The organism is Pauljensenia sp. 27098_8_83 (assembly GCF_041432695.1).
GTDB lineage: Bacteria > Actinomycetota > Actinomycetes > Actinomycetales > Actinomycetaceae > Pauljensenia.
This window is the reverse complement of record NZ_JAPWAD010000002.1, coordinates 121412-146378: the sequence shown is the minus strand read 5'-3', so window position 1 is coordinate 146378 and position 24967 is coordinate 121412. Positions and strand designations below refer to the sequence as shown.

19 protein-coding genes are annotated in these 24967 nt (G+C 64.4%); 14 read left to right on the top strand and 5 right to left on the bottom strand.

The window, feature by feature from the left end; genetic code table 11:
- Positions 1–245: 245 nt before the first annotated feature.
- Genes O3656_RS01740 through O3656_RS01730 form a run of 3 tightly spaced genes read left to right on the top strand, consistent with a single transcriptional unit; the run spans position 246 to position 4663 of the window.
- Positions 246–1226 carry a TerC/Alx family metal homeostasis membrane protein gene (locus O3656_RS01740; protein WP_500062339.1) on the top strand — a complete coding sequence of 327 codons (981 nt, stop codon included), beginning with the start codon at positions 246–248 and terminating at the stop codon, positions 1224–1226.
- 58 nt (positions 1227–1284) lie between these two features.
- A complete protein-coding gene (locus O3656_RS01735) occupies positions 1285–2283 on the top strand; it encodes a TerC/Alx family metal homeostasis membrane protein (protein WP_500062338.1) in 999 nt (332 codons plus the stop codon).
- Entirely contained in the window at positions 2273–4663 is a 2391-nt protein-coding gene (locus tag O3656_RS01730) for a cation-translocating P-type ATPase (protein ID WP_500062337.1), read from the top strand. Before O3656_RS01735 ends, O3656_RS01730 begins: the two co-directional genes overlap by 11 nt.
- A 70-nt stretch (positions 4664–4733) precedes the next feature.
- On the opposite strand, the gene O3656_RS01725 is transcribed toward O3656_RS01730, so the two are convergent.
- A complete protein-coding gene (locus O3656_RS01725) occupies positions 4734–5015 on the bottom strand; it encodes a YciI family protein (RefSeq protein WP_500062336.1) in 282 nt (93 codons plus the stop codon).
- Between the two features lie 57 nt (positions 5016–5072).
- Between O3656_RS01725 and uvrA the strand changes: the two genes are divergently transcribed.
- Positions 5073–7943 carry an excinuclease ABC subunit UvrA gene (gene uvrA / locus O3656_RS01720; RefSeq protein WP_500062335.1) on the top strand — a complete coding sequence of 957 codons (2871 nt, stop codon included), beginning with the start codon at positions 5073–5075 and terminating at the stop codon, positions 7941–7943.
- Positions 7944–7960: 17 nt separating this feature from the next.
- A complete protein-coding gene (locus O3656_RS01715) occupies positions 7961–8446 on the top strand; it encodes a polysaccharide transporter (protein WP_500062334.1) in 486 nt (161 codons plus the stop codon).
- Between the two features lie 91 nt (positions 8447–8537).
- Here the strand turns inward: O3656_RS01715 and O3656_RS01710 are convergent, their stop codons facing one another.
- The 3 genes from O3656_RS01710 to glnA all read right to left on the bottom strand — a co-directional run bounded on the left by O3656_RS01710 (position 8538) and on the right by glnA (position 13905).
- Positions 8538–10454, bottom strand: coding sequence for an AMP-dependent synthetase/ligase (locus tag O3656_RS01710; protein ID WP_500062333.1), 1917 nt, complete (start codon positions 10452–10454; stop codon positions 8538–8540).
- A gap of 45 nt (positions 10455–10499) precedes the next feature.
- Entirely contained in the window at positions 10500–12365 is a 1866-nt protein-coding gene (locus O3656_RS01705; protein WP_500062332.1) for an AMP-dependent synthetase/ligase, read from the bottom strand.
- 115 nt (positions 12366–12480) lie between these two features.
- The gene (gene glnA, locus O3656_RS01700) at positions 12481–13905 is read right to left on the bottom strand and encodes a type I glutamate--ammonia ligase (RefSeq protein WP_500062331.1); all 1425 of its coding nucleotides are present in this window, start codon (positions 13903–13905) and stop codon (positions 12481–12483) included.
- A 186-nt stretch (positions 13906–14091) separates the two neighbouring features.
- Here glnA and uvrC point away from each other — a divergent pair, with 186 nt between their 5' ends.
- The 9 genes from uvrC (at position 14092) to secG (ending at position 24099) form a co-directional block, all read left to right on the top strand.
- Entirely contained in the window at positions 14092–16107 is a 2016-nt protein-coding gene (gene uvrC, locus O3656_RS01695) for an excinuclease ABC subunit UvrC (protein WP_500062330.1), read from the top strand.
- Positions 16104–17327: a formate-dependent phosphoribosylglycinamide formyltransferase gene (gene purT, locus O3656_RS01690; RefSeq protein ID WP_500062329.1), complete on the top strand. Its 1224-nt coding sequence runs from the start codon at positions 16104–16106 to the stop codon at positions 17325–17327. The genes uvrC and purT overlap by 4 nt, the downstream gene beginning before the upstream one ends.
- 43 nt (positions 17328–17370) lie before the next feature.
- On the top strand, positions 17371–18366 hold the full coding sequence (gene rapZ, locus O3656_RS01685; RefSeq protein WP_500062328.1) for an RNase adapter RapZ: 996 nt from the start codon (positions 17371–17373) through the stop codon (positions 18364–18366).
- Positions 18366–19370: a gluconeogenesis factor YvcK family protein gene (locus O3656_RS01680; RefSeq protein ID WP_500062327.1), complete on the top strand. Its 1005-nt coding sequence runs from the start codon at positions 18366–18368 to the stop codon at positions 19368–19370. Before rapZ ends, O3656_RS01680 begins: the two co-directional genes overlap by 1 nt.
- A 46-nt stretch (positions 19371–19416) precedes the next feature.
- The gene (whiA, locus tag O3656_RS01675; protein ID WP_500062326.1) at positions 19417–20400 is read left to right on the top strand and encodes a DNA-binding protein WhiA; all 984 of its coding nucleotides are present in this window, start codon (positions 19417–19419) and stop codon (positions 20398–20400) included.
- Between the two features lie 205 nt (positions 20401–20605).
- Positions 20606–21613 (top strand): type I glyceraldehyde-3-phosphate dehydrogenase, encoded by a 1008-nt coding sequence (gap, locus tag O3656_RS01670; protein ID WP_500062325.1) that lies wholly within the window; start codon positions 20606–20608, stop codon positions 21611–21613.
- Between the two features lie 107 nt (positions 21614–21720).
- A complete protein-coding gene (locus O3656_RS01665) occupies positions 21721–22911 on the top strand; it encodes a phosphoglycerate kinase (RefSeq protein WP_500062324.1) in 1191 nt (396 codons plus the stop codon).
- A 3-nt stretch (positions 22912–22914) separates the two neighbouring features.
- Positions 22915–23691 carry a triose-phosphate isomerase gene (gene tpiA, locus O3656_RS01660; protein ID WP_500062323.1) on the top strand — a complete coding sequence of 259 codons (777 nt, stop codon included), beginning with the start codon at positions 22915–22917 and terminating at the stop codon, positions 23689–23691.
- 162 nt (positions 23692–23853) lie between these two features.
- Positions 23854–24099: a preprotein translocase subunit SecG gene (gene secG, locus O3656_RS01655; RefSeq protein ID WP_500062322.1), complete on the top strand. Its 246-nt coding sequence runs from the start codon at positions 23854–23856 to the stop codon at positions 24097–24099.
- Between the two features lie 124 nt (positions 24100–24223).
- Here secG and pgl read toward each other — a convergent pair whose 3' ends face one another.
- Entirely contained in the window at positions 24224–24967 is a 744-nt protein-coding gene (gene pgl / locus O3656_RS01650; protein WP_500062321.1) for a 6-phosphogluconolactonase, read from the bottom strand.

The window sequence follows — 24967 nt, the reverse complement described above, 5'->3', positions numbered from 1 at the left end:
TAGCCCCGGCCTCGTCTTGTGGGAGCAGTGCGCATCGTCAAGGCGACAGACGCCACTTGTCATGAATCGCCGAGCAGCGGCTGTGTCCGACTAGGATAGAGATGTAAGCGGAGGGGAGTACTCCCACCAACAGTGGCGTCGTCATCACGACGGCCCGCCCATGCGGCGCGGCCTCCGGTGTCACTGGCCAGGTATTTCTGGCGGGAAGAGACCTCCGGTACCCGACTCGTACCGGAGGCACCCGTATGCACGTGCACGCGCTCGCCTGGATCGTCCTGGCGGCCATCATCCTCACCATGATCGTTGTCGACATCGTCGGCCACGTCCGTACCCCCCACGAACCCACTCTGAAGGAAGCGGCCTGGTGGTCGCTCGCCTACATCGCCATTGCCCTGATCTTTGGTGGCATTGTCTGGGCTTTGTGGGGGCCGGAATACGGCCAGGAGTACCTCGGCGGCTACATCACCGAGAAAGCGCTCAGTATTGACAACCTCTTCGTGTTTGTCATCATCCTGTCCTCTTTCCGCGTGCCGCGTAAGAACCAGCAGGAGGTCCTGCTGGCGGGCATCGTCATCGCCCTCGTGTTGCGGCTTCTTTTCATCCTGGCGGGCGCCGCGCTCATCGAAAACTTCTCGTGGGTTTTCTACCTTTTCGGCGCATGGCTGCTCTGGACCGCGATCAGCCAGGTCCGTGAAGGATCTGGCGACGATGATGATGACGAGTATCGTCCGCCGTCAATTGTGCGCTGGGTGTCGAAGATTGTTCCGGTCACCGATGGCTTCATCGGTTCGCGTATGCTCTACCGTCACGGGGGCCGCACCTACATCACACCGATGCTCCTATGTGTGATCGCGATCGGCACCGCCGACGTCATGTTTGCCGTCGACTCGATCCCCGCGATCTACTCGCTGACGTCGGAGGCGTACCTGGTGTTTGCCGCAAACGCCTTCTCGCTGCTCGGCCTGCGTCAGCTTTACTTCCTCATCGACGGCCTGCTGGATCGTATCGTCTTCCTCCACTATGGCCTCGCCGCTATTCTCGGCTTCATCGGTTTCAAGCTCATCAACCACGCGCTGCACACGAACGAGCTGCCCTTCATTAACGGCGGTCACGAGGTTTCTGCCATCCCCGAGCCGTCGATCGCGTTCTCGCTCTGCTTTATCGTGGTGACAATTCTCGTCACGGTCGTGGCCTCTCTCGCGGTTTCTCGCAAACGGCGTGCGTGAGAAGAGCTTGGTTCGGGAGAGCGCTAAAATTTCCTCGTTGGATAGTTAAGAGGTACTCATGGTTGTTCATCCGTGGGCGTGGGGCATTCTCGCCCTCGTTGCCATCGGTTTGGTCGTGCTCGATTTCCTCGGGCATGCTCGTAATCCACATCCGCCCACGGCTAGCGAGGCTGCTCGCTGGACCCTGTTCTACGTTGGTTTGGCCGGCATTTTTGGTGTTGGCATCTGGCTGACCAACGGGTGGCTCTACGCCCAGGAGTTCTACGCGGGTTGGGCGATGGAATGGTCGCTGTCAGTCGATAACTTGTTTGTCTTTATCCTGATTCTGAAGGCCTTCCGCGTTCCGCGCGAGAATCAGCAAAAGGCGCTGCTATTCGGCATTGTGATTGCGCTGCTGCTGCGCCTCGTGTTCATTCTTCTGGGCGCCGCGCTCGTCTCTCGCTTCTCCTGGGTCTTTTTCCTATTCGGACTGTGGCTCCTGTGGACGGCCTTTTCGCAAATTAAAGAGACCATCACGGGCGAGGAGAACGACGAGGAATACGAGGAGAATGCGTTCATTCGTATCGTGCGTCGCGTCCTGCCGATCACGGATGGTTTCATCGGCAACCGTATGCTGTATCGCCACGGTGGCCATACCTACCTCACCCCTCTGTCCGTGGTTGTATTGGCGCTCGGTTCTGCGGATCTGATGTTCGCCTTCGACTCTATTCCTGCGATTTTTGGCATCACCTCGCAGGCTTTCCTCGTGTTCGCGTGCAACGTGTTCGCGCTGATGGGCCTGCGCCAGCTCTTCTTCCTCGTGGATGCGCTGCTGGGCAAGCTCGTGTATCTGGGCTACGGCCTCGGTGTGATCCTGAGCTTCATCGGTATCAAGCTGATTCTCGAGGCTTTGCACACCAACACGATCCCGTTTATCAACGGTGGCCGGGGATTCGAGTGGGCACCCGAGATCTCCGTGTCGGTGTCGCTGGGCGTCATCGTTGTTACCTTGGCGATCACAGTCGTTGCCTCGCTGGTGCGTACCGCCATGGACGAGGGGAGCGGCGGTGACCGTTGAGAACGTGAACATCGATGAGCGCGGCCTGAGCGCCGCTGAGGTGGCCGAGCGTGTTGCGCGCGGCGCTGTCAACCGCGTGAAGGACCGCACCTCTCGGTCGGTGGCCTCGATTATCCGTGAGAATGTGCTGACGCTGTTCAACGCGATCATCGTCGCAGCGTCGGTCATCGTTCTGCTCTTCGGAGACCTGCGCGACGGCATTTTCGGCGGCGTCATGATCATCAATGCCGTGATCGGTATCGTCTCCGAGCTGCGTGCGAAGCGCACCCTCGATTCCCTCGCTATCGTCGATGCTCCGCAGGCGACGGTTCTGCGCGACGGTACGCTCTCGGTGGTGCCCGCTCGGGACGTTGTCCTCGATGATGTCATCGATCTGACGCTCGGCGACCAGGTGAGCGTTGACGGCACAGTGCTGTCGTCGGCGGGTCTCGAGATCGACGAGTCGCTGTTGACCGGCGAGTCGCGCCCCGTCAAGAAGAAGCAGGGCGATCAGCTGCTGGCAGGTACGAGCGTCGTCGCGGGTTCGGGCAGGATGGTCGCCACGGCGGTGGGTGAGCGTGTCTACGCGCAGGGCTTGTCCGAGCAGGCGCGCGCCTTCACGCGCACGGTCTCTGAAATTCAGATGTCGATCAACCGGGTTCTGCAGGTCGTCTCGGTGATGCTGCTCCCTATTGTGATTTTGACGTTCTACTCGCAGAATCGCATTGCTGGCGGACACGGGGGAGACTGGCGCGAGGCCCTCGTTCTCTCCGTTGCGTCCGTGATCGGCATGATCCCGCAGGGACTCGTGTTGCTCACCTCCATGAACTTTGCGATTGGTTCGGCGACGCTGGCTCGTCGCGGCGTTCTTGTTCAAGAACTCCCGGCGGTCGAAGTACTTGCGCGCGTCGATTGCCTGTGCCTGGATAAGACGGGCACGCTCACCACCGGCGGTATCCGAGTGCGCGGCATTGATGTCATCTCGGGTGACGAGGCCGTGGTGCTTCGCGCGCTTGCGAGTGCGGCGAGCGACCGCACCAATGCGACTGCGGAAGCCATCTGGGATTACCTGGACGAGTCGGCGCGTACCGGTGCGGCTGAGCGTATCGAGTGGTCGGTTCCCTTCTCCTCGGCGCGCAAGTGGAGCGCCTGGGGGAGCGCGAGTGAATCCTGGATCCTTGGTGCACCCGAGTTCGTCATCGACGAGGCCTCGGCCCACAGCGCTGAGCTCCTGGCGAAGGTGCGTGGTATTGCGCAGGAAGGGTCCCGTGTCGTCGCTCTCGTTCGCGCTGACGAGGCAGTGGTCGACGATGAGCTCCCCACGCATCGCACCGTGGTGGCCATCGTGGTGCTCGAGGAGGACCTGCGCCCGGACGCGGCTGAAACGCTCGAGTATTTCCGGTCGCAGAACGTGCACGTGCGCGTCATTTCCGGTGACAACCCGACGACGGTCGGAGCGTTGGCCACACAGGCTGGCCTGACCGCGCCCGATGGGTCGCCCGCTCGCCTCATGGATGCGCGTGATCTGCCCGAGGACCTGACCTCCGAGGCATTCATCGATGCGATCGAGAACCACGATGTGTTCGGACGCGTGACGCCTGAGCAGAAGCGTGCGATGGTCGGCGCTCTCCAGGCTCGCGATCACTGTGTCGCGATGACGGGCGATGGCGTTAACGACGCGCTCGCACTCAAGGACGCCGACCTCGGCATTGCAATGGGCAACGGCACGCAGGCCACGAAGGCGGTCGCGCAGATCGTCCTGGTCGACTCGAAGTTTTCGGTCCTGCCGGGCGTCCTGTCCGAGGGACGCAGGATCATCGCGAACATGGAGCGAGTGTCGTCGCTGTTCCTGGCGAAGACCACGTACGCGGCCGTGCTTGTCATCGTGACGGCGCTGGTCGGCTGGCGATACCCGTTCCTGCCACGCCAGTTCAGCTACATTGACTCTCTGACCATTGGTATTCCCGCGTTCTTCTTGGCCCTGTGGCCGAACCCGCGTCGCTATGTGCCCGGGTTCTTGAAGCGTACGCTGTCGCTGGCGATGCCCACGGGCGTGATTCTTGCGGCGGCTGCCCTGACAGCTTTCGGTATCGTCGATGGCCCGCCGCAGTCGCGCGAGTCGACGGCCGCGATCCTCTCGCTCATGCTGGGTGCGATCTGGCTCCTCGTCATCACCTCGCGTCCGCTGTCGACCTGGAAGTGGGTGCTCCTGGTCAGCGTCATTTCCGCGACCGTGGGCGGCGTCCTGCTGCCGCCGGTGCGTCATTTCTTCTCGATGGTCGCGCCAAGCGGCTACGAGTGGCTCGTCATCGTGTGCGTCGGCACCTGCGCCGCCCTCCTCATCGAGGTCGCGCAGCGCATCTTCTACGCGCGCCAATTCGCGCGTTCCTTGGAAGGCTAAGCCAGAGTCGATACGAGTCGAGGCCGACGTCGGGTGACAGACCCGGCCCCGGCCTCGTTCGTATGAGGCGTCAGAACGCCCGGATCACGGGGTTCCATTCGCGGATGAGGCGCGCCTGGATGACCTCGGCGACGTAGAAGGGATCCTCGTTGAGGATGCGCTCAACGTCGGCCTCGCTCTCGGCGTTGATAAGGAGCAGTGCGCCGGGGATTTCGCCGACGAGGGGACCGGACGCGATGTTGATCCCCTGCTCGAGCAGGCCGGACAGGAACGCGCGGTGCCTCGGACGAACCTCGTCCATGGTCTCGGTCATCGACGGGTTGTAGACGTATTCAACTGCGTAGTAAGCCATACGCATAACACTAGCCCTGATCCGGGCTTTTGCCTAGATGGCGGATAGTATCGAATGGTGCATGACAAGCTAATTATCCAGGGTGCTCGCGAACACAACCTCAAGGACGTCAGCCTCGAGCTGCCCCGCGACTCCATGATCGTCTTCACCGGCCTGTCCGGATCGGGTAAATCATCCCTCGCCTTCGATACGATTTTCGCCGAGGGACAGCGCCGCTACGTGGAATCCCTGTCCTCCTACGCGCGCCAGTTCCTCGGGCAGATGGACAAGCCCGACGTGGACTTCATCGAAGGCCTGTCGCCCGCCGTGTCCATCGATCAGAAGTCGACGTCGCGCAACCCGCGCTCGACCGTCGGCACGATCACGGAGATCCACGACTACCTGCGCCTGCTCTACGCCCGAGCCGGCGCGGCACACTGCCCTGTGTGCGGCGCGCGGATTCAGGCACAGACGCCGCAGCAGATCGTCGACCGCGTGCGTACCATGGAGGAAGGCACGCGCTTCCAGGTCCTCTCCCCGGTCGTGCGCGGTCGCAAGGGTGAGTACCAGGACCTCATCGACGAGCTGCGCTCCGAGGGCTACACCCGAGCGATCATCGACGGTGAGATGGTCCGCCTTGAGAACGCCCCCAAGCTGGAGAAGAAGCTCAAGCACACGATCGAGGTCGTCGTCGACCGTCTCGTTGTGCGCGAGGGCATGCGCCAGCGCCTCACGGATTCCGTCGAGACGGCGCTGCGCCTCTCGGATGGCCTCGTCATCATTGACTGCGTCGATCTCGATCCCGAGGACCCGGAGCGCCGCCGCCGCTTCTCCGAGAAGCGCGCCTGCCCGAATGACCACCCGCTGATGCTCGATGAGATCGAGCCGCGCACCTTCTCCTTTAACGCGCCCTACGGTGCCTGCCCGGATTGCTCGGGCCTCGGTTTCCGCCTGGAGGTTGACCCGGAGCTGGTCGTCCCCGACGAGGAGCTCTCTCTGGCCGACGGTGCCGTGATCCCCTGGAACTCGAACTTCAAGTACCACAAGAAGCTTCTCGAATCCCTCTCCAAGGAGCTGGGCTTCGCGATGGGGACGCCCTGGAAATCCTTGCCGAAGAAGGTCAAGGACGCCGTCTTGTACGGCAAGGACTACGAGGTTACGGTGAAGTTCCGTAACCGCTGGGGGCGCGAGCGCTCCTACACGACGGGCTTCGAGGGTGCGGTCAACTATATCGAGCGCAAGCGCGAGGAGACCGAGTCGGCCGCCGTGTCCGAGAAGCTCGACTCCTACATGCGCGAGATTCCCTGCCCGACGTGCCACGGCGCACGCCTGCGCCCCGAGGTCCTGGCCGTTCGCATCGGGGACAAGTCGATCGCGGAGCTCTCCGACATGTCCATCTCGGAGGCACGTGAGTTCCTCGCGACTGTCGAGCTCGAGCAGCGTGCGCGCGCGATCGCGGCGCCAATCCTCACCGAGATCGAGGCACGCTTGGCCTTCCTCGTTGACGTGGGCCTGACCTACCTGACCCTTTCCCGTGGCGCTGGCACGCTGTCTGGCGGCGAGGCGCAGCGCATCCGCCTGGCGACGCAGATCGGCTCCGGCCTCGTTGGCGTCCTGTATGTCCTCGACGAACCGTCGATCGGCCTGCACCAGCGAGATAACCGCAAGCTCATCGCGACGCTCGAACGACTGCGCGATCTTGGCAACACGCTCATCGTCGTCGAACACGACGAGGAGACGATGGAGGCGGCCGACTGGATCGTCGACATTGGCCCCGGTGCAGGCGAGACCGGCGGTTGGGTCGTCCACTCGGGCCCGCTGGCCGAGCTCCTGAAGAACCGCAAGTCGCTCACCGGACAGTACCTGTCGGGCAAGCGTCGCATTCTCCTGCCGCCGACACGACGCCCGATCGACAAGAAGCGCGTCGTGACTGTCAAGGGCGCGCGCGAAAACAATCTGAAGAACATCGACGTGTCCTTCCCACTCGGTGTTTTTACCGCCGTCACCGGTGTGTCCGGTTCCGGTAAGTCGACGCTCGTCAACGGCATCCTGTACCGCACCCTGGCCTCGCGCCTGAACGGCGCGCGCATGGTTCCGGGTCGTCATCGCACGATCACGGGCATCGAGCAGCTCGATAAGGTCGTGCACGTTGACCAGAGCCCGATCGGGCGGACGCCGCGCTCGAACCCGGCCACCTACACGGGCGTCTGGGATCAGATCCGCAAGCTCTTCGCCGAAACGCAGGAGGCGAAGGTGCGCGGCTACGGCCCGGGACGCTTCTCCTTCAACGTTAAAGGCGGTCGCTGCGAGTCCTGTAAGGGCGACGGCACGCTCAAGATCGAGATGAACTTCCTGCCTGACGTGTACGTGCCCTGCGAGGTCTGCCACGGCGCTCGCTACAACCGCGAGACCCTGGAGGTCGAGTACAAGGGCAAGACTGTCGCCGATGTGCTCGACATGCCGATCGCGGAGGCTGCGCAGTTCTTCGCGCCGATCTCGCGCATTGCCCGCCACCTCAACACGCTCGTCGAGGTGGGCCTGGGCTACGTGCGCCTCGGCCAGAGCGCTACGACTCTGTCGGGCGGCGAGGCCCAGCGCGTGAAGCTCGCCTCCGAACTGCAGCGACGCTCGACCGGCCGCACGGTCTACGTGCTCGACGAGCCCACGACGGGCCTGCACTCCGAGGACATTCGTAAGCTCCTCCTGGTGCTGCAATCCCTGGCTGACAAGGGCAACACCGTCATCGTCATTGAGCACAACCTGGATGTCATCAAGAGCGCCGACTGGATCATCGACATGGGTCCTGAGGGCGGCGCAGGCGGCGGCACGGTCGTCGCGCAGGGCACGCCCGAAGAGGTCGCACAGGTGAAGGAATCCTTCACCGGCCAGTACCTCGCCGAGGTCCTCGCGAAGGAGGCCGCGCGCGACGCCGCGAGCTCGCGCAAGTAATGGTTAGTATGGACCTCATGAATCCCGCATACGGCCTCTACGGCTTCTCGTACTTTTGGCCCGCATGGGTGCACCTGATCGTGGTGGCGCTCATGGTGGTGTCGGGCGGCCTTGCCCTCAAGGCTCTCGTGGCCCACGCCGCTGGGCGCAGCCGCGTCTACGGGCTGGGCTGCGGTTTCGTCGCGGGCCTCGGCAACCTGTGCCTGAGCGTGACGGCTCATGCGGAGGCACGCCACGTGTGGCAGCTGGGGACGGCCATTGCGATCTACGCGGTTGTGCTCGTGTTCCTGATTATGACGCTCGTATCCCTGTGGAGCTCGGAATCCGGTGGCTTCGTGTGGGCGCGCGCCTTCCACATGTTCCTGACGGTCGGCGTGGTCGCCTCGGCCGCCCTGGAGATCGCTCGCCGAATGCTCTTCTGGATCCCGATGCCGGTCATCGGTGTTGCCTTCCTCCTCGCGCTGTTTGCTGCCTTCGTCGTGGGACGCAATACCGCAGACTAGGTGTTCCTGAACGGACGAAGCGGCCCCGGCCTCGTATGTCACGAGGTCGGGGCCGTTTCGTCGGATCGGGATCCCCGAGCAGGTCGCCGGGTTATTCCTGGTTTTTCGCTGCCTCGCCCGACGCGTACAGGGCGTCGACCTCGTCGGCGTAGTCCGCTAGGACGCGGCGGCGCTTGAGCTTGAGGGAGGGCGTCATGTAGCCGTTTTCTACGGTGAAGGCCGCATTGACGATGCGGTAGCGGCGGATCGACTCGGCGCGAGACACCGCCTTGTTGGCGCGGGCGATCGCTTTCTCCAGCGATTCGCGTACCTCGGGCAGGTTCGCGGCCTGCGCAGCATCGACGACGGGCAGGCCGTGGGTGGTCAGCCACTCGGGCAGCATCTCCGTGTCCAGGGCGATGAGCGCACCGATGTAGGGGCGGTTGTCGCCCACCACGATGATGTTCGCGATGAGCGGGTGCGTCGAAAGGGACTCCTCGAGGATCTCGGGGGAGACGTTCTTGCCGCCCGCGGTAACGATGAGCTCCTTCTTGCGTCCCGTGATGCGCAAGTGACCGCGATCGTCGATGGAAGCGAGGTCGCCGGTCTTGAACCAGCCGTCGACGTAGGCCTCGGCAGTTGCCTCGGGCAGGTTGTGGTAGCCCTTCGACACGGAGATGCCGCGCACGAGCAGCTCGCCGTCGGGAGCAATCTTCATCCGGTTGCCGGGCCAGGGGAAGCCCACCGAATCCGGCGGGAAGTCCTGTGGGGTCTCCACGGAGATCGGTCCGGTCGTCTCGGAGAGGCCGTATCCCTGCAGGAGCGTGATGCCCAGGCCGCGATAGAAGTTTGCCAGGTCAGGGGCCAGGGGCGCGCCACCCGAAATGATGGTGTGCAGATTCGGCCCGAGCACCGCACGGACCTTCTTCAAGACGAGCGCGTCGGCGACGCGGCCACGCAGCTTGAGCGATGCCGACGGACCGGGGGAGGGCGTCGCGGAAGCATCGGGGATGGGCGTGGTGTCGGGGCCGGGACCCGCGACGGCGGACTCGGGCAGGGGAGAGTCCACGTAGGCGGTGGCCGCAGACAGGGCACGGGCCTGCTTGGCAGCCCAGGCAAAGATTCGTCCCTTCGCGCCGCCGCCGGCCTTCGCGGAGGCAGCGTTATAGACCTTCTCCATGACGCGCGGAACCACGAGGAGCATCGTCGGTTTGAATGTCGCAATGTCGTTGACGAGATTACGGGTGTCGGGGGAGAAGGCTGTCACGCCCTGGCCCGCGAGCAGGCAGTACATGACGAAGCGCGCGAGCACGTGGGCGACCGGCAGGAAGAGCAGGGAGCGCGACTTCGGGTCGTTGATGAGCACCGGCAGGAAGTCATAGGCCTGCAGCATCGGCGAAATGAAGTTGCCGTGCGTGAGGACGACGCCCTTGGGCATGCCCGTCGTGCCGGACGTATAAATGATCGTCGCCTCGTCGCTGAGCTTGACGGCGTCGGTGCGCTCGCGCACCTGCTCGACCGTGACACCCTGGGCGGCACCCGTCAGGACGCGCTCGGCACCTCGGTCGAGGGAGAGGATATGGCGGACGCCCTCGGTGCGCACGGATTCGACGAGCTCGGCCTGCTGGGTGGTCGCCGTGATGACGATGCGCACGTCGGCGTCTTGGAGGATGTGCGCGATCTGGGAGGCGGAGTCCGTCTCGTAGATCGGCACGGTGATGGTGCCACAGGACAGTGCGGCCACATCGATGAGCGCCCACTCGTAGGAGGTGGGTGCCAGGATCGCCAGGTGCTCGCCGGCCTCGAGGCCCATGCCGATGAGACCGCGCGCAATCGAGTCGGCTTCGCTCAGGAACGTCTCCATGGTGACCCGGCGCCACGCGCCGACGTTGGAACGCCGCTCAATCGCGACCTGTCCGGGGTGAGATGCCACGCGCTGGTGGAGCATCTTCGGCAGGTTCATGTCCTCGGTTGCCTCTCGCGTTGCGATCGACTCCCATGAGCCGTCTGCGAGCCTGCGTACCGTCATTGCGGTCCTTTCGTGGGGTGAGCGCGCTGCGCTGTGTTGGTGGGATCAGTTCTTCTTGGAGCGGTGGAAGAAACCGCGCTTCTTCGTCGGCTCGGCGGAGACGGGGCCGCCGTAGAGCGCATCGACCTCGTGGGCGTAGTCGGCGAGCACCTTGCGTCGGCGTAGCTTCATCGAGGGAGTCACGTAGCCGTTCGCGATTGTAAAGGTGGCGTCGATGATGCGGAACTTACGGATCGACTCGGCGCGGGACACGGCCTTGTTGGCACGTTCGACGGCCTTCTCGAGGGATTCACGCACGGCGGGCAGCTCGGCGGCCTCGGTGGGGGAGCACTGCGGTAGGCCGTGCTTGGCGAGCCAGTCGGGCAGCATATCGGCGTCAAGCGTGAACAGCGCGCCGACGTACGGGCGCTGGTCGCCCACGACAATGACGTTGGCGACGAGCGGATGCGTGGCGAGGGAGTCCTCAAGGACCTCGGGGGAGACGTTCTTTCCGCCCGCGGTGACGATGAGTTCCTTCTTGCGGCCGGTGATGGTCAGCTGCCCCTTGCGGTCGATGGAACCCAGGTCGCCGGTGTGGAACCACTTGCCGTCGGGCATGACCTCGGCGGTCTGCTCAGGCAGGTGGTAGTAGCCGGGCATCACCGACTGGCCGCGCACGAGGATCTCCCCATCCTTGGCTGTCTTAATGAAGTTGCCGGGCAAGGGGAGTCCGACGCCACCGACGGGATTCTTGCCGATGTGCTGGACAGCGATCGGTCCGGTCGTCTCAGATAGGCCGTAACCCTGGATGAGGGTGAGTCCCATGCCGGCGTAGAAGTGCGCGAGATCGGTGGCCAGGGGTGCGCCGCCGGAGACGATGTAGCGCAGGTTGGGCCCGAGGATGGCGCGGATCTTCTTCAGGACGAGCGCATCGGCGATGCCGTGGCGCATCTTCTTCAGCATGCCCGGCCCGAAGGTCTTCTCGGAGGCGATCGAGTAGGCGCGTGCCTGCTTGGCGCTCCATGCGAACATGCGGCCCTTAATGCCGCCGCCTGCCTTCGAGGACGCGGCGTTGTAGACCTTCTCGAGGACGCGAGGAACGACGAGGAGGACGGAGGGCTTGAAGGTCTGGATGTCCGGCAACAGGTTCTTGATGTTGGGCGAGAAGCCGAGCACGCCCTGGCCGGAGAGGATCACGTGCATGACGAGGCGGGCGAGCACGTGCGCGACGGGGAGGAAGAGGAGCAGGCGTGTCTCGGGTGAGTCAATGACCTCACCGAGGACCTGGCGCGCTCCCTGAGCGGTTGCGATGAAGTTCGCGTGCGTGAGGGCCACGCCCTTGGGGTTACCCGTCGTGCCCGAGGTGTAGATGATGGTTGCGATGTCCGAGGACGAGATGGTGGCGCGACGCTGCTCAACGTTCTCAATGGTGATGCCGGTGGCTGCGCGGGCGATCATGCGCTGTGCGCCGCGATCGAAGGAATCGATGGCGACGGTATGCCCGGGGGCAACAGAGCCCACGAGCTCGGCCTGCTGCGTCGTGGCCGTGAAGACGCGGGTCACGTGCGCGTCGGTGAGGATGTGCTCGATCTGGGCGGCGGAATCGGACTCGTAGATCGGGACGGTGATCGCGCCGATCGAGAGCAGTGCCAGATCCAGGAGGAGCCACTCGTACGAGGTCGGGGCCAGGATCGCCACAGCGTCTCCAGCCTGCACGCCGAGGCCGATGAGGCCACAGGCGGTGTATTCGACCTGACGCTGGAGCTCACCGGCGGTCAGAGAGCGGGTGGATCCGACGGAGGAACGCTGCTCGACGCACACTTGCTGCGGGTGGGTGAGGGCCCGCTTGGTCAGCATGTCGGGCACGATGTCGTGGTCGCCGACCTTGTACGTCGGCTTGATCGTGTACGAGCCATCGCGCATGCGCTTCATCGTGTCCTCCCGGGTATCGGTTCAAAGACTGAACAATAGGTCCATTGTGAGTCTACTGGGTATGGCGCGGCCCCCGCCCCATAATTGGGGCGGGGGCCGCTGAGTGACGATTAGATCACAGATCGTAGTACATCTGGTACTCGTACGGATGCGGGTAGGCGCGCATCGGGGCGACCTCGTTGGTCTCCTTGTAGTCGAGCCAGGTATCAATGAGATCCTGGGTGAAGACGTCGCCCTCGGTGAGGAACTCGTGGTCCTCGCGCAGTGCGTCGAGAGCGGCCTCGAGAGAGCTCGGAAGCTTCGCGATGTCCTGGTACTCGGCCGGGGGCAGCTCGTACAGGTCCTTGTCGATGGGAGCTGCCGGCTCGATGCGACGCTTGATGCCGTCGATGCCAGCCATGAGGCACGCGGAGAACGCCAGGTAGGGGTTTGCGCTCGGGTCCGGCACGCGGTACTCCACGCGCTTGGCCTTGGGTGACGTGCCCGTGACGGGGATGCGGATGCACGCGGAGCGGTTGCGCGCCGAGTACACGAGGTTGATCGGAGCCTCAAAACCGGGAACCAGGCGGCGGAAAGAGTTCACCGACGGATTCGTGAAGGCGAGGAGCGCGGGAGCGTGCTCCAGTAGGCCGCCGATGAACCAGCGGGCAGTGTCGGACAGGGATCCGTAGCCGCGCTCGTCGTAGAAGAGGGGCTCGCCGTTCTTCCACAGGGACATGTGGGTGTGCATACCCGAGCCGTTGTCGCCGAACAGGGGCTTGGGCATGAAGGTCGCGGAATGGCCAAACTCGAGGGCCGCGTTCTTAATGACGTACTTGAACTTCATCATGTCGTCGGCCGCGGTCTGCAGCGTCGCGAAGCGGTAGTTGATCTCCTGCTGACCGCCTGAGCCGACCTCGTGGTGGGCGCGCTCGATCGTCAGGCCGACCTCTTCGAGGAGGCGGCTCATCTCGTCGCGCACATCCGCGTACTTGTCGGCGGGGGAGACAGGGAAGTAACCGCCCTTGACGGCCACCTTATAGCCCATGTTGCCGCCCTCTTCGACGCGACCGGTGTTCCAGTACGCCTCGGGGGAGTCGACGGAGAAGAACGTGTTGTGCGGGGTGACCTGGTAGCGCACGTCGTCGAAGAGGTAGAACTCCGCCTCGGCGCCGATGAAGCACTCGTCTGCGATACCGGTCGAACGCAGGTAGGCCTCGGCCTTCGCGGCCACCTGGCGCGGGTCGCGCGAGAAAGGCTCATCCGTGAAGGGGTCGACGATCGAGAAGTTAACGACCAGGGTCTTTCGATCACGGAACGGGTCAACGAACGCGGAAGAGATGTCCGGGATGAGCTTCATGTCGGACTCGTGGATGGCGGTGAATCCGCGCACAGAGGAGCCGTCGAACATGAGGCCGTCCGACAGTGCGGCGTCCAAGAATTCGCTCACGGGGATCGTGAAGTGCTGCTGAACCCCGGGGACGTCGCAGAAGCGCACGTCGACGAGTTCAATGTTCTGCTCGGAGATAAAGTCTGCGACCTCTTGGGTGGAGGTGAACATGAACGTCCTTCTTTGTGGGAGAGCTGTACTCGTTGGTCAAGAATGGGTCAATTCGTAACCAAGACCAGTATATGCCTACAGGTGGCAGCTGCGCGTATTGGTTTCAATATTCAAAGGTTTCATGACATAGAGCACGCCCGCGGTGGGCATCGGGCGCTGCCAGCCCCGGCCTCGTACTCTGGGAGCGTGGCTGATCCTTCGACGTACCGACCCCGCACGGGAGATATTCCGACCTCGCCGGGCGTCTACCGATTCTCCGACCCTCAGGGCCGCGTCATCTACGTCGGTAAGGCCAAAAACCTGCGCAATCGCCTGACGAACTACTTCCAGGATCTGGCGAACCTGCATCCGCGCACCCAGCAGATGGTGACGACCGCGAGCGCCGTCCAGTGGACCGTTGTGCGTTCCGAGGTGGAGGCGCTCACGCTGGAGTTCACGTGGATTAAGGAATTCAATCCGCGTTTCAACGTCATGTTTAAGGACGACAAGTCCTACCCGTATCTGGCGGTGTCGATGGGGGAGCGCTTCCCCCGTGTGCAGGTCACGCGTGAGCGCAAGCGTGCGGTGTCGCGTTACTTCGGGCCGTACACGCAGGTGTGGGCGATTCGTGAGACGATCGATCAGCTGCTGCGCGTGTTTCCGATGCGCTCGTGCTCCGCGGGCGTGTTCCAGCGGGCGAAGGCTCAGGGGCGTCCATGTCTGCTCGGCTACATCGATAAGTGTTCGGCGCCGTGTGTCGGTCGGATCTCGATGGAGGAGCATCGCGAGCTCGCCGAGGGGTTGTGCCAGTTCATGGAGGGGCGCACGGGTCCCGTCATCCGTGACCTGGAGGAGCAGATGCGCCAGGCGTCGGCGGAGCTGAACTTCGAGCGTGCGGCGAAGCTGCGCGACGATGTGTTGGCGTTGCGCACGGTGCTGGAGCGCAACGCGGTCGTGCTGGATGACGGCTCGGACGCCGACGTGTTCTCGCTCGTCAGCGATGACCTGGACGCGGCGGTACACGTCTTCCACGTGCGTGGCGGGCGTATCCGGGGCACGCGCGGATGGGTGATCGAGCGCGTCGACGGGGCGGATGACGCCGCCCTCATGTCCCGCCTCCTGGAGCAGGTGTATTCCTCGGCGTCGCCGGACGAGGCCGGGGCCGGGAAGCCGGACAAGGTGGCGGCCGTGAGCGTGGACGACGTCGCGCATACGCCCACATCGGCGATCCCGCGCGAGGTACTCGTTTCTGTCGAGCCCGAGGAGAAGGAGACGATTGCGCGCTGGCTGCGGGAGGTGCGCGGCGCGTCCGTGTCCATTCACGTTCCCAAGCGTGGCCCGAAGGCTCAGCTCATGGAGACGGTGACCGAGAATGCCCGCCAGGCCCTTGCCCTGCATCGGACGAAGCGGGCGGGTGACATCACGGCACGTTCGAAGGCGCTCGAGCAGCTCGCCGAGAACCTGGACCTGCCCGCAGCGCCCTTGCGTATCGAGTGCTACGACGTGTCGCACACGGGCGGCGACAATCAGGTGGCCTCGATGGTCGTCTTTGAGGATGGTATGCCGCGTAAGGACGCCTACCGCACCTACAACATCCGCGGTGAGGACGGGAGTGGTACCCCCGACGATACGAGCGCGATGAACGAGGTCCTCACCCGGCGCTTTTCACGCTTGCTGGCCGAGGAGGCTGGCGTCGAAGGGGAGGACGAGGATGGTGTCGCCTACGCCTCCGGTCCGATCGACGCGACGACGGGGCGGCCCAAGCGATTCTCCTACCGCCCCGACCTGGTCGTTGTCGATGGTGGCCTCCCGCAGGTGAACGCCGCGCGCGGCGCCCTGGACGCCGTGGGTGCGGACGTGCCCGTCGTGGGACTGGCGAAGCGGCTCGAGGAGGTATGGATCCCCGGTGAGGAGTTCCCGCTCATCCTTCCACGCACCTCGGAGGCGCTCTACCTCCTGCAGTACCTGCGCGACGAGTCCCACCGCTTCGCGATCACGAAGCATCGTAAGCGGCGTTCAAAGGCCCAGCGGCGCTCGGTGCTCGATTCCATCCCAGGGCTTGGACCCGCCCGTCAGGCCGCGCTGTTGAAACATTTCGGCTCTGTCAAGCGGATCCGTGAGGCGTCCGTGGAGCAGATTGCCGAGGTCAAGGGCGTGGGACCCGGTCTCGCGCGCACGATTCGCGATAGGCTTGCGACATCGTCGAGGGAGGACACACCATGACATTGACGCTTCCCGTGCCGCTGCCGGCGCGCGTGCTGCTGCTTGGATCGGGCGAACTCGGTAAGGAAGTAGCGATCGCCCTGCAGCGCTACGGATGCACCGTCATCGCGTGTGACTCCTACCCGAATGCTCCGGCGATGCAGGTCGCGGATGAGTCTCGCGTTCTCGACATGAGTGACCCCGAGGCCTTGCGTGCAGTGCTCAACGGCCTCGATGTCGACCTCATTGTTCCCGAGGTGGAAGCCATCGCGACTGACGAACTCAGCGCTTGTGAGGAGCGAGGCGTGCGCGTCGTCCCCAACGCCTTCGCCGTCCAGGCCACGATGGACCGCCAGCGCATCCGCACCCTCGCCGCCTCCCTCCCCGGCGTGCGCACCTCCGCATTCCGATTCGCACGCAGCGAGGCCGAGCTGGCCACCGCTCTCGACGAGATCGGATACCCCGCCTTCGTGAAACCGACCATGTCCTCTTCCGGGCACGGCCAGTCCCGCGTCACCGGCCCCGAGCAGGCCGCCTCCGCATGGGCCCACGCAGAAGAAGATGCCCGCGCGACGACCGGCGTCGTCATCGTCGAAGAAGGCGTCGACTTCGACTATGAGATCACGCTGCTCACCGTGCGCTCCTGGGACGCGAAGTCCGGTACGGTCACGACGAGCTTCTGCGCGCCCATCGGGCACCGCCAGGAGGGCGGAGACTACGTCGAATCCTGGCAGCCCATGGCCATGAGCGAGGCAGCCCTCGAAGCCTCACGCACGATGGCCAAGGCCGTCACTGACACCCTGGCCGAGGCTGGAAACGGCCCCTGCCTCGGCATCTTCGGCGTCGAGTTCTTCGTGCGTGGCGATGAGGTCTGGTTCTCCGAGCTCTCGCCACGCCCCCACGACACCGGCATGGTGACGATGGTGACGCAAGCGCAATCCGAGTTCGAACTGCACGCACGCGCCATCCTGGGCCTGCCCGTCTCGACCGCGCAGGCGAGCCCCGGTGCCTCGGCCGTCATCAAGTCAACCGGCGCCGTCGATGCCCCCGTCTACGAGGGCGTCGCCGAAGCCCTAGCCACCGCCGACATCGTGCGCATCTTCGGCAAGCCCATCAGCCGCGCAGGTAGGCGCGTCGGTGTCGTCGCCACCACCGCGAGCACGCCGAAGGAAGCGCGAGTCATCGCCAGGCGCGCGGCCGCAGGCATCTCCATCGACGAGGCCCCCGCTCCTTGCGCATAACAGCTCCCACCTACCAGCACATCCCACCCGTCAGGAGGACGTCATGCCCGACCACACACCCAGGGACGACCGCGATGAGCGCCCGGCCCAGGCCTCGTCGATGAACGAGGAGAACCCTCCCACGGTTCCCGAGGGCATCGCCGTGCGCGACATGATCCGCGTCAAGTACGAGCCTCGCGCCTCCAACGAGGTCCTCATCATCACGGGCTACTCCGGGGCGGGCCGCACGGGAGCCGCCCGCGCGCTCGAGGATCTGGACTGGTACGTCGTCGACAACCTGCCGCCGACCATGCTGCCCGCTCTCGTCGGCATGATGTCGAATGACCCCGCGGCCGGCGTGCACCGCCTGGCGGTCGGCGTCGATGTTCGCTCGCGCACCTTCTTCCGCACATTGGACGCCACACTCGAGCAGCTCAAGGGCGCGGGCATCGCCTACCGCATTATCTTCCTCGAGGCCAGCCCCCAGACCCTCGTGCGCCGCTACGAATCCAACCGTCGTCCCCACCCCCTCCAGGGTGCCGGCACCCTCATGGACGGTATCAAAGCTGAAATGCGCCTCCTCGCGCCCCTGCGCCGTGCAGCCGACGAGGTCATCGACACCTCCACCATGAGTGTCCACGATTTGACCCGACGTATCCGCGATATCGTGGCGGGGGAGGAGCGCCCCCTGCAGGTGACCGTCGAGTCGTTCGGTTTCAAGCACGGGCTGCCCCTCGACGCCGATCACGTCGTTGACGTGCGTTTTCTCAAGAACCCGTACTGGGTGGACGAGTTGCGTCACCTCACGGGCAGGGACCAGGCCGTCGCCGACTACGTGCTCTCTCAGCCGGGTGCACGCGATTTTGCTCTCGGATATGCGGACCTACTGGCTCCCATGCTGAGCGGCTATCTGGCAGAATTGAAGCCATTCGTCACGATTGCCGTCGGATGCACGGGCGGAAAGCACCGCTCAGTTGCTTGCTCCGAGGCAATCGCCAAGCGCCTGCGCACACACGGATACACGGTTCGCGTGATGCACCGTGACATTGGGAGAGACTGATGCCCTATCTTGATGCAGCCGGCTGGGTTCAACGTGGAGAATCCGGCCAGAACATAGTCGCCCTGGGCGGCGGACACGGCTTGTCCGCAACCCTGCGGGCTTTGCGCCACATTACCCGTGCGCTCACGGCAGTCGTGACTGTCGCCGATGACGGTGGTAGTTCCGGCCGTCTGCGCCAGGAGATGCCGATCCTGCCTCCCGGCGACCTGCGTATGGCGTTGGCGTCGCTATGTGAGGAATCCGAGTGGGGCTTGACGTGGCGTGACGTCATGCAGCTGCGCCTGGATACGAGCGGCCCGCTCAACGGCCATGCGCTCGGCAACCTGCTGATTTCTGGCCTGTGGCAGCTCCTCGACGATCCGGTTGAGGGCCTCGACTGGGTTGGTCGGCTCCTCGGGGCACAGGGGCGGGTCCTGCCCATGTCGACGACGCCCATTGATATCGAGGCGGACATGAACGACGGTGGACGTCGTTACGTCGTGTCCGGCCAATCGAAGGTTGCTGTCGCCCCCGGTACCGTCGAGCACGTTCGTATTACGCCCGAGGCCCCCGAGGTCCCTTCTGCGGTTACCGACGCCATCTCCGAGGCCGACTGGGTCGTGCTGGGCCCCGGCTCCTGGTACACGTCGGTCATTCCGCATCTGCTGGTCCCCGACATCAACCGAGCACTCGCAACGACGGACGCGCACCGCGCGCTCGTGCTCAACCTGGCACGCCAACGCGGCGAAACCGATCTCATGTCGACCGCCGATCACGTGCGTGTCCTGCGCGAGTACGCGCCCATGCTCAAGCTCGACGTCGTCGTCGCTGACCCCACGGCATGCGATGATATCGATGACCTCATCGTCGCTGCCGAGGAGCTCGGTGCGCGCGTTCTCCTGCGCCAGGTCCGCACGGGCGACGGGGCTCCGCACCACGACCCGCTGCGCCTTGCCGCAGCATTGCGTGACGCATTCGACGGCTTCCTTGGTGAGGTCGGACAGCCTGAAACGTGGTTACCTTAGAAGCTGTTGCCTGTTGACAAACGACTTCACACCCTAGGAAGAACCCGTGTCTCTGACATCTGACATGAAGGACGAGCTCGCGCGCGCCGTCATCACGACGCCGTCGGAGGTGGCCGCCGAGGTAAGCGCGACACTGCGTTTCGCCGGCGGTCTGCACCTCGTGGGCGGTCGCATTCTCGTCGAGGCTGAGCTCGACTCGCCTGTCGCTGCACGGCGCCTGCGCACCTACCTGCAGGCGCTGTACAACGCGGAATCCTCCGTCGTCGTCGTGTCCGGATCATCCCTGCGACGCGGCAAGCGCTACGTTGTGCGAGTCGTCCACAAGGCTGATGAGCTCGCTCGCCTGACCGGTCTCGTTGATTCACTGCGCCGTCCCATTCGCGGCCTGCCGCCCGTACTCGTCGCCTCGGGGACGGCTGAGGCTGCGGCGATTTGGCGCGGTGCGTTCCTCGCCCGCGGCTCGCTCATGGAACCCGGACGTTCCTCCTCGCTTGAGATCACCTGTCCCGGTCCCGAGGTGGCGCTCGCCATGGTGGGTTGCGCGCGTAAGCTCGGCGCGGCCGCGCGCTCGAAGGAGGTGCGCGGTACGGATCGTGTGTCCGTCCGTGACTCTGATGCGATCGGCGCGCTGATTTCCGCGATGGGTGCACCCCAGACCTTCGAGGCCTGGCAGGAGCGACGCGAGCGCCGCGAGGCGCGGGGTAGCGCCAACCGACTGGCTAACTTTGACGATGCGAATCTGCGCCGCTCCGCGCGTGCCGCCGTCGCAGCCGGTGCGCGCGTTGAGCGAGCCTTTGAGATTCTTGGGGACGATGTACCGGCTCACCTGCTCGAGGCAGGTACCCTGCGGCTGAAGTACAAGCAGGCGTCCCTCGAAGAGCTCGGCAAGCACACGAATCCACCGCTCACCAAGGATGCCGTTGCCGGGCGAATCCGACGACTCCTGGCCCTCGCTGACAAGGTTGCACACGAACGAGGCATTCCCGATACGGAATCCGCGCTCACCCTCGACATGCTCGATGAGGACTGAGGTCCCTGGTTCCTGCCACAACGTCTCGATTCAAACGAGAATTACCCCACGTGCAGATTTTCAAATTGGATTGTGACAGAGCACGCTCTGGGGTGTAGATTAGGAACTGCTGGAACCGCAGACATCTGCGGGCCGGGCTGGCAACCCGCACGCCCGGTTGCATCGAATACCGTGCCCCGCGAGGGGCACGAGCAGGAGGAACATAGTGACCACCCGCGTTGGCATCAACGGCTTCGGCCGCATCGGCCGCAACTTCTTCCGCGCTGCTCTCGAGCAGGGCGCGGACATCGAGATCGTCGCCGTTAACGACCTCACCGACAACAAGACCCTCGCTCACCTGCTGAAGTACGACTCGATCACGGGTCGCTTCCAGGGCGAGGTCTCCTACGATGACGAGGGCATCGTCGTCAACGGCAAGCACATCAAGGTGCTGGCGCAGCGTAACCCCGCCGATCTGCCCTGGGGCGAGCTCGGCGTTGAGGTTGTCGTTGAGTCCACCGGCTTCTTCACCGACGGCGAGAAGGCCAAGGCTCACCTGGACGCTGGCGCCAAGAAGGTCGTCATCTCCGCTCCCGCGAAGAACGTCGACGGCACCTTCGTCATGGGCGTGAACGAGGACAAGTACGATGGCGCCACGATGAACATCGTGTCGAACGCCTCCTGCACGACCAACTGCCTCGCCCCCCTGGCCAAGGTTCTTGAGGAGAACTTCGGCATCGAGCGCGGCATCATGACCACCATCCACTCCTACACGGGTGACCAGCGCGTCCTCGACGCTCCCCACAAGGACCTGCGTCGCGCCCGCGCCGCGGCCCTGAACATGATCCCCACCAAGACCGGTGCTGCCCAGGCCGTCGCCCTGGTTCTGCCCGAGCTTGAGGGTAAGTTCGATGGCCTCGCCGTCCGCGTTCCCACCCCGACCGGCTCCCTGACCGACCTCACCTTCATCGCGAAGAAGGAGGTCTCCGTCGAGGCCGTTAAGGCTGCCGTCAAGGCCGCTGCCGAGGGTGAGCTCAAGGGTGTCCTTGAGTACACCGAGGATCCGATCGTTTCCTCCGACATCGTGGGCGACCCGCACACCTCGATCTTCGACGCCACCGAGACCAAGGTCATCGGCAACCTCGTCAAGGTCCTGTCCTGGTACGACAACGAGTGGGGCTACTCGAACGCTCTCGTTCGCCTCACCGCCCTCGTCGGCTCCAAGCTCGCCTGAGCACACAGCTGATATACCAGCCATGAGCTGATCAGCGAGATGCCCGTGCACGCTCGTGCACGGGCATCTCGTACATCGCCACCGCCTTCACACTGAAAGGACTCCTCGTGAGGACTATCTCCACTCTGGGCGACCTGCGCGGCAAGCGCGTCCTCGTCCGCTCCGACTTCAACGTTCCGCTCAAGGACGGCGTCATCACCGATGATGGCCGTATTCGTGCGGCTCTGCCGACCCTCAAGACCCTCACCGACGCCGGTGCCAAGGTCGTCATCATGGCTCACCTCGGCCGCCCCAAGGGCAAGGTCGATCCCGCCTTCTCGCTTGCCCCCGTCGCCAAGCGCCTTGCTGAACTCTCCGGCGTGAAGGTCACGCTGGCTTCCGACGTCGTCGGCCCCTCCGCTGCTGAGACCGTCGCCGCTCTGGGTGATGGTGAGATCGCGCTGCTCGAGAACGTCCGTTTCGATCCCCGTGAGACCTCCAAGGTCGACGAGGAGCGCGAAGAGCTTGCCCGCGATTACGCCAAGCTCGGCGACGCGTTCGTCTCCGACGGCTTCGGTGTCGTGCACCGCAAGCAGGCTTCGGTCTACGACATTGCGAAGCTGCTGCCCTCGGCCGCTGGTCTGCTCGTCCTCAAGGAGATCGAGTCCCTGTCCAAGGTGACCGGCGACCCCGAGCGCCCCTACGGCGTCGTCCTCGGCGGCTCCAAGGTCTCCGACAAGCTCGGCGTTATCGCCAACCTGCTGAAGAAGGCCGATATGCTCTTCATCGGCGGCGGCATGGTCTTCACCTTCCTCGCCGCTCAGGGCTACTCGGTGGGCAAGTCCCTCCTCGAGGAAGACCAGATCGACACCGTCAAGGGCTACATCGCCGAGGCCGCCGAGCGCGGTGTTGACCTCGTCCTGCCCGTGGACGTCATCGTCGCCCCCGAATTCGCGGCAGACGCGCCCGCGACCGTCGTCAAGGTCGACGCTATCCCCGATGATCAGATGGGTCTGGACATCGGCCCGGAGTCCGCGAAGCTCTTCGCTGACAAGCTCGCGACCGCCAAGACCGTCGCCTGGAACGGTCCCATGGGCGTCTTCGAATTCGACGCGTTCGCCGGTGGCACCCGCGCCGTCGCAGAGGCCCTGTCCAAGGGCTCCATGTTCTCCGTCATCGGCGGCGGCGACTCCGCCGCAGCCGTGCGCCTGCTCGGCTTCGACGAGAACACCTTCTCCCACATTTCCACTGGTGGTGGCGCTTCCCTCGAACTCCTCGAGGGTAAGGTTCTGCCCGGTATCGCAGTTCTGGAGGACTGACTCATGGCACGTACGCCCCTCATGGCCGGCAACTGGAAGATGAACCTCGATCACCTCGAGGCCAATCATCTCGTCCAGGGCCTCGAAATGGCACTGTCCGACGCTGGTCACGACTACTCCAAGTGCGAGGTCCTCGTGATCCCGCCGTTCACCGACATCCGCACCGTCCAGACCATCGTCGACGCCGATGATCTCCAGATCAAGTACGGCGCCCAGGACGTCTCCATCCACGACAACGGTGCCTACACCGGTGAAATCTCTACCGAGATGCTCACCAAGCTCGGCGTCACCTACGTGGTCATGGGCCACTCCGAGCGCCGCGAGTACCACGGTGAGTCCGACGAGCTCGTCGGCGCCAAGGCCCGCAAGGTCTTCGACGCCGGTATGACCCCGATCCTGTGCTGCGGTGAAGCCCTCGAGATCCGCAAGGCCGGCACCTACGTCGACTTCGTTCTCGGCCAGATCCGCGCCGCGCTCGTCGGCTGGAAGGCCGAAGAGGTTGCCAAGATCGTCATCGCCTACGAGCCCATCTGGGCCATCGGCACCGGCGAGACCGCATCCGCGCAGGACGCCCAGGAAGTGTGCGGCGCCATCCGCGCCGCCCTGGCCGAGGACTTCGGCACCGAAACCGCCGAGTCCACCCGCATCCTCTACGGCGGCTCCGCCAAGCCCGGCAACATCAAGGAGCTCATGGCTCAGCCCGACGTCGACGGCGGTCTCGTCGGCGGCGCGTCCCTGAAGGCTGAATCCTTCGCCGCCATGGCGAACTTCTACGCCTGAGCAACGCTCACACGCCCGTGACACCCGGCCAGTCGAGCTGGGTCGGAGCGGACGCGAGATGGGGCCAACCGGTGTGCCGGTTGGCCCCATCGGCATTCTCAGTTAATATAAGACTATATGTGCCCCGAATTGGGGCGACCTGCGATAGAAACTGGACCCACCGTGACCATTCTGAACAACGTACTGATTGGGCTGATCTTCGTGACCAGCATCCTGCTCACCCTGACCATCCTGATGCACAAAGGACAGGGCGGCGGCCTATCGGACATGTTCGGTGGCGGCATCTCCTCGTCGGCAGGGTCCTCCGGTGTCGCCGAGCGTAACCTGAACCGCATCACCATGGGCACTCTGTTCATCTGGGTGGTGTGCATCATCGGTTTCGTCCTGCTTGGAAAGTTTGGTGGCTGATCGGTACCGATCAGCATCGAGCTGTGGCTCTCCGTTGATCAGCGGGGAGCCATTTCGTACCCTGGCAAGAGACTGTGGGGCCGCCTTCGTCACGAAGGCGGCCCCACAAAGTAAGGTGGTGTATCTACCCGAGGTCCAGTCGCGAGGCCGCTGCCTCGTCCACGTAGACTCGCGTCGTTGGGCAGAGGATCCCCGCAACGGGAATGTCGAGGGGCGACTCGCCGCCAAAAGCGCGTCCGAGCGCTCCTGCCTTTGCCGAACCAGCGGTCGTGAGCCACACCTCCGGACAGCGGCGCATGATGGGCATCGATACGGTGATGCGCTCGGGGGGCGGTTTGGGCGAGTTGCGAATTGCCAGGATGGGGGAGGCCTCGTCCATGTCGACGCGTCCGGGGAAGAGCGAGCAGATGTGCCCGTCGGGACCCATACCGATCAGCGCAATATCGAAGGATCGATCGCCCATGAGCGAGTGCCAGGTGTCTGCGAATGCAGCGGTGGCATCGTCAAGAGAACCAGCGCCGGGTGCTGAGGTATCGGCGCTCGGCATCCGCACGAACTCCACGCCTGATGCAGCATAGAGGAATCCATCCCACGCCTGGTCATCGTTGCGGTCTTTATCTCCGGCGGGAACATAGCGTTCATCCACCAGCCACACGCGAACGCGCGACCAGTCAACCTGGTCGACACACGGTAGCAGGGAGGGCAGAAGGGAGGTGGTGATCGCGCCGCCGGAAATGGCGACGTTGATACGCACGTCCGTCCCGGCCTCGTTGATGAGCGTGCGCAGGCGCTCAAAGAATGCGCGGCCAACGGCGGCGTTCAGCTCGTCGACGGTTGGAAAAACCTCAAGCGTGTGAACGGAAACCAT

Bases quoted from the DNA above. Each gene is read 5' to 3' on its own strand.
- O3656_RS01740 (WP_500062339.1), top strand. From the start codon at position 246: ATGCACGTGCACGCGCTCGCCTGGATCGTCCTGGCGGCCATCATCCTC.
- O3656_RS01735 (WP_500062338.1), top strand. From the start codon at position 1,285: ATGGTTGTTCATCCGTGGGCGTGGGGCATTCTCGCCCTCGTTGCCATC.
- O3656_RS01725 (WP_500062336.1), bottom strand. From the start codon at position 5,015: ATGGCTTACTACGCAGTTGAATACGTCTACAACCCGTCGATGACCGAG.
- O3656_RS01715 (WP_500062334.1), top strand. From the start codon at position 7,961: ATGAATCCCGCATACGGCCTCTACGGCTTCTCGTACTTTTGGCCCGCA.
- O3656_RS01710 (WP_500062333.1), bottom strand. From the start codon at position 10,454: ATGACGGTACGCAGGCTCGCAGACGGCTCATGGGAGTCGATCGCAACG.
- O3656_RS01705 (WP_500062332.1), bottom strand. From the start codon at position 12,365: ATGAAGCGCATGCGCGATGGCTCGTACACGATCAAGCCGACGTACAAG.
- glnA (WP_500062331.1), bottom strand. From the start codon at position 13,905: ATGTTCACCTCCACCCAAGAGGTCGCAGACTTTATCTCCGAGCAGAAC.
- purT (WP_500062329.1), top strand. From the start codon at position 16,104: ATGACATTGACGCTTCCCGTGCCGCTGCCGGCGCGCGTGCTGCTGCTT.
- rapZ (WP_500062328.1), top strand. From the start codon at position 17,371: ATGCCCGACCACACACCCAGGGACGACCGCGATGAGCGCCCGGCCCAG.
- O3656_RS01680 (WP_500062327.1), top strand. From the start codon at position 18,366: ATGCCCTATCTTGATGCAGCCGGCTGGGTTCAACGTGGAGAATCCGGC.
- tpiA (WP_500062323.1), top strand. From the start codon at position 22,915: ATGGCACGTACGCCCCTCATGGCCGGCAACTGGAAGATGAACCTCGAT.
- pgl (WP_500062321.1), bottom strand. From the start codon at position 24,967: ATGGTTTCCGTTCACACGCTTGAGGTTTTTCCAACCGTCGACGAGCTG.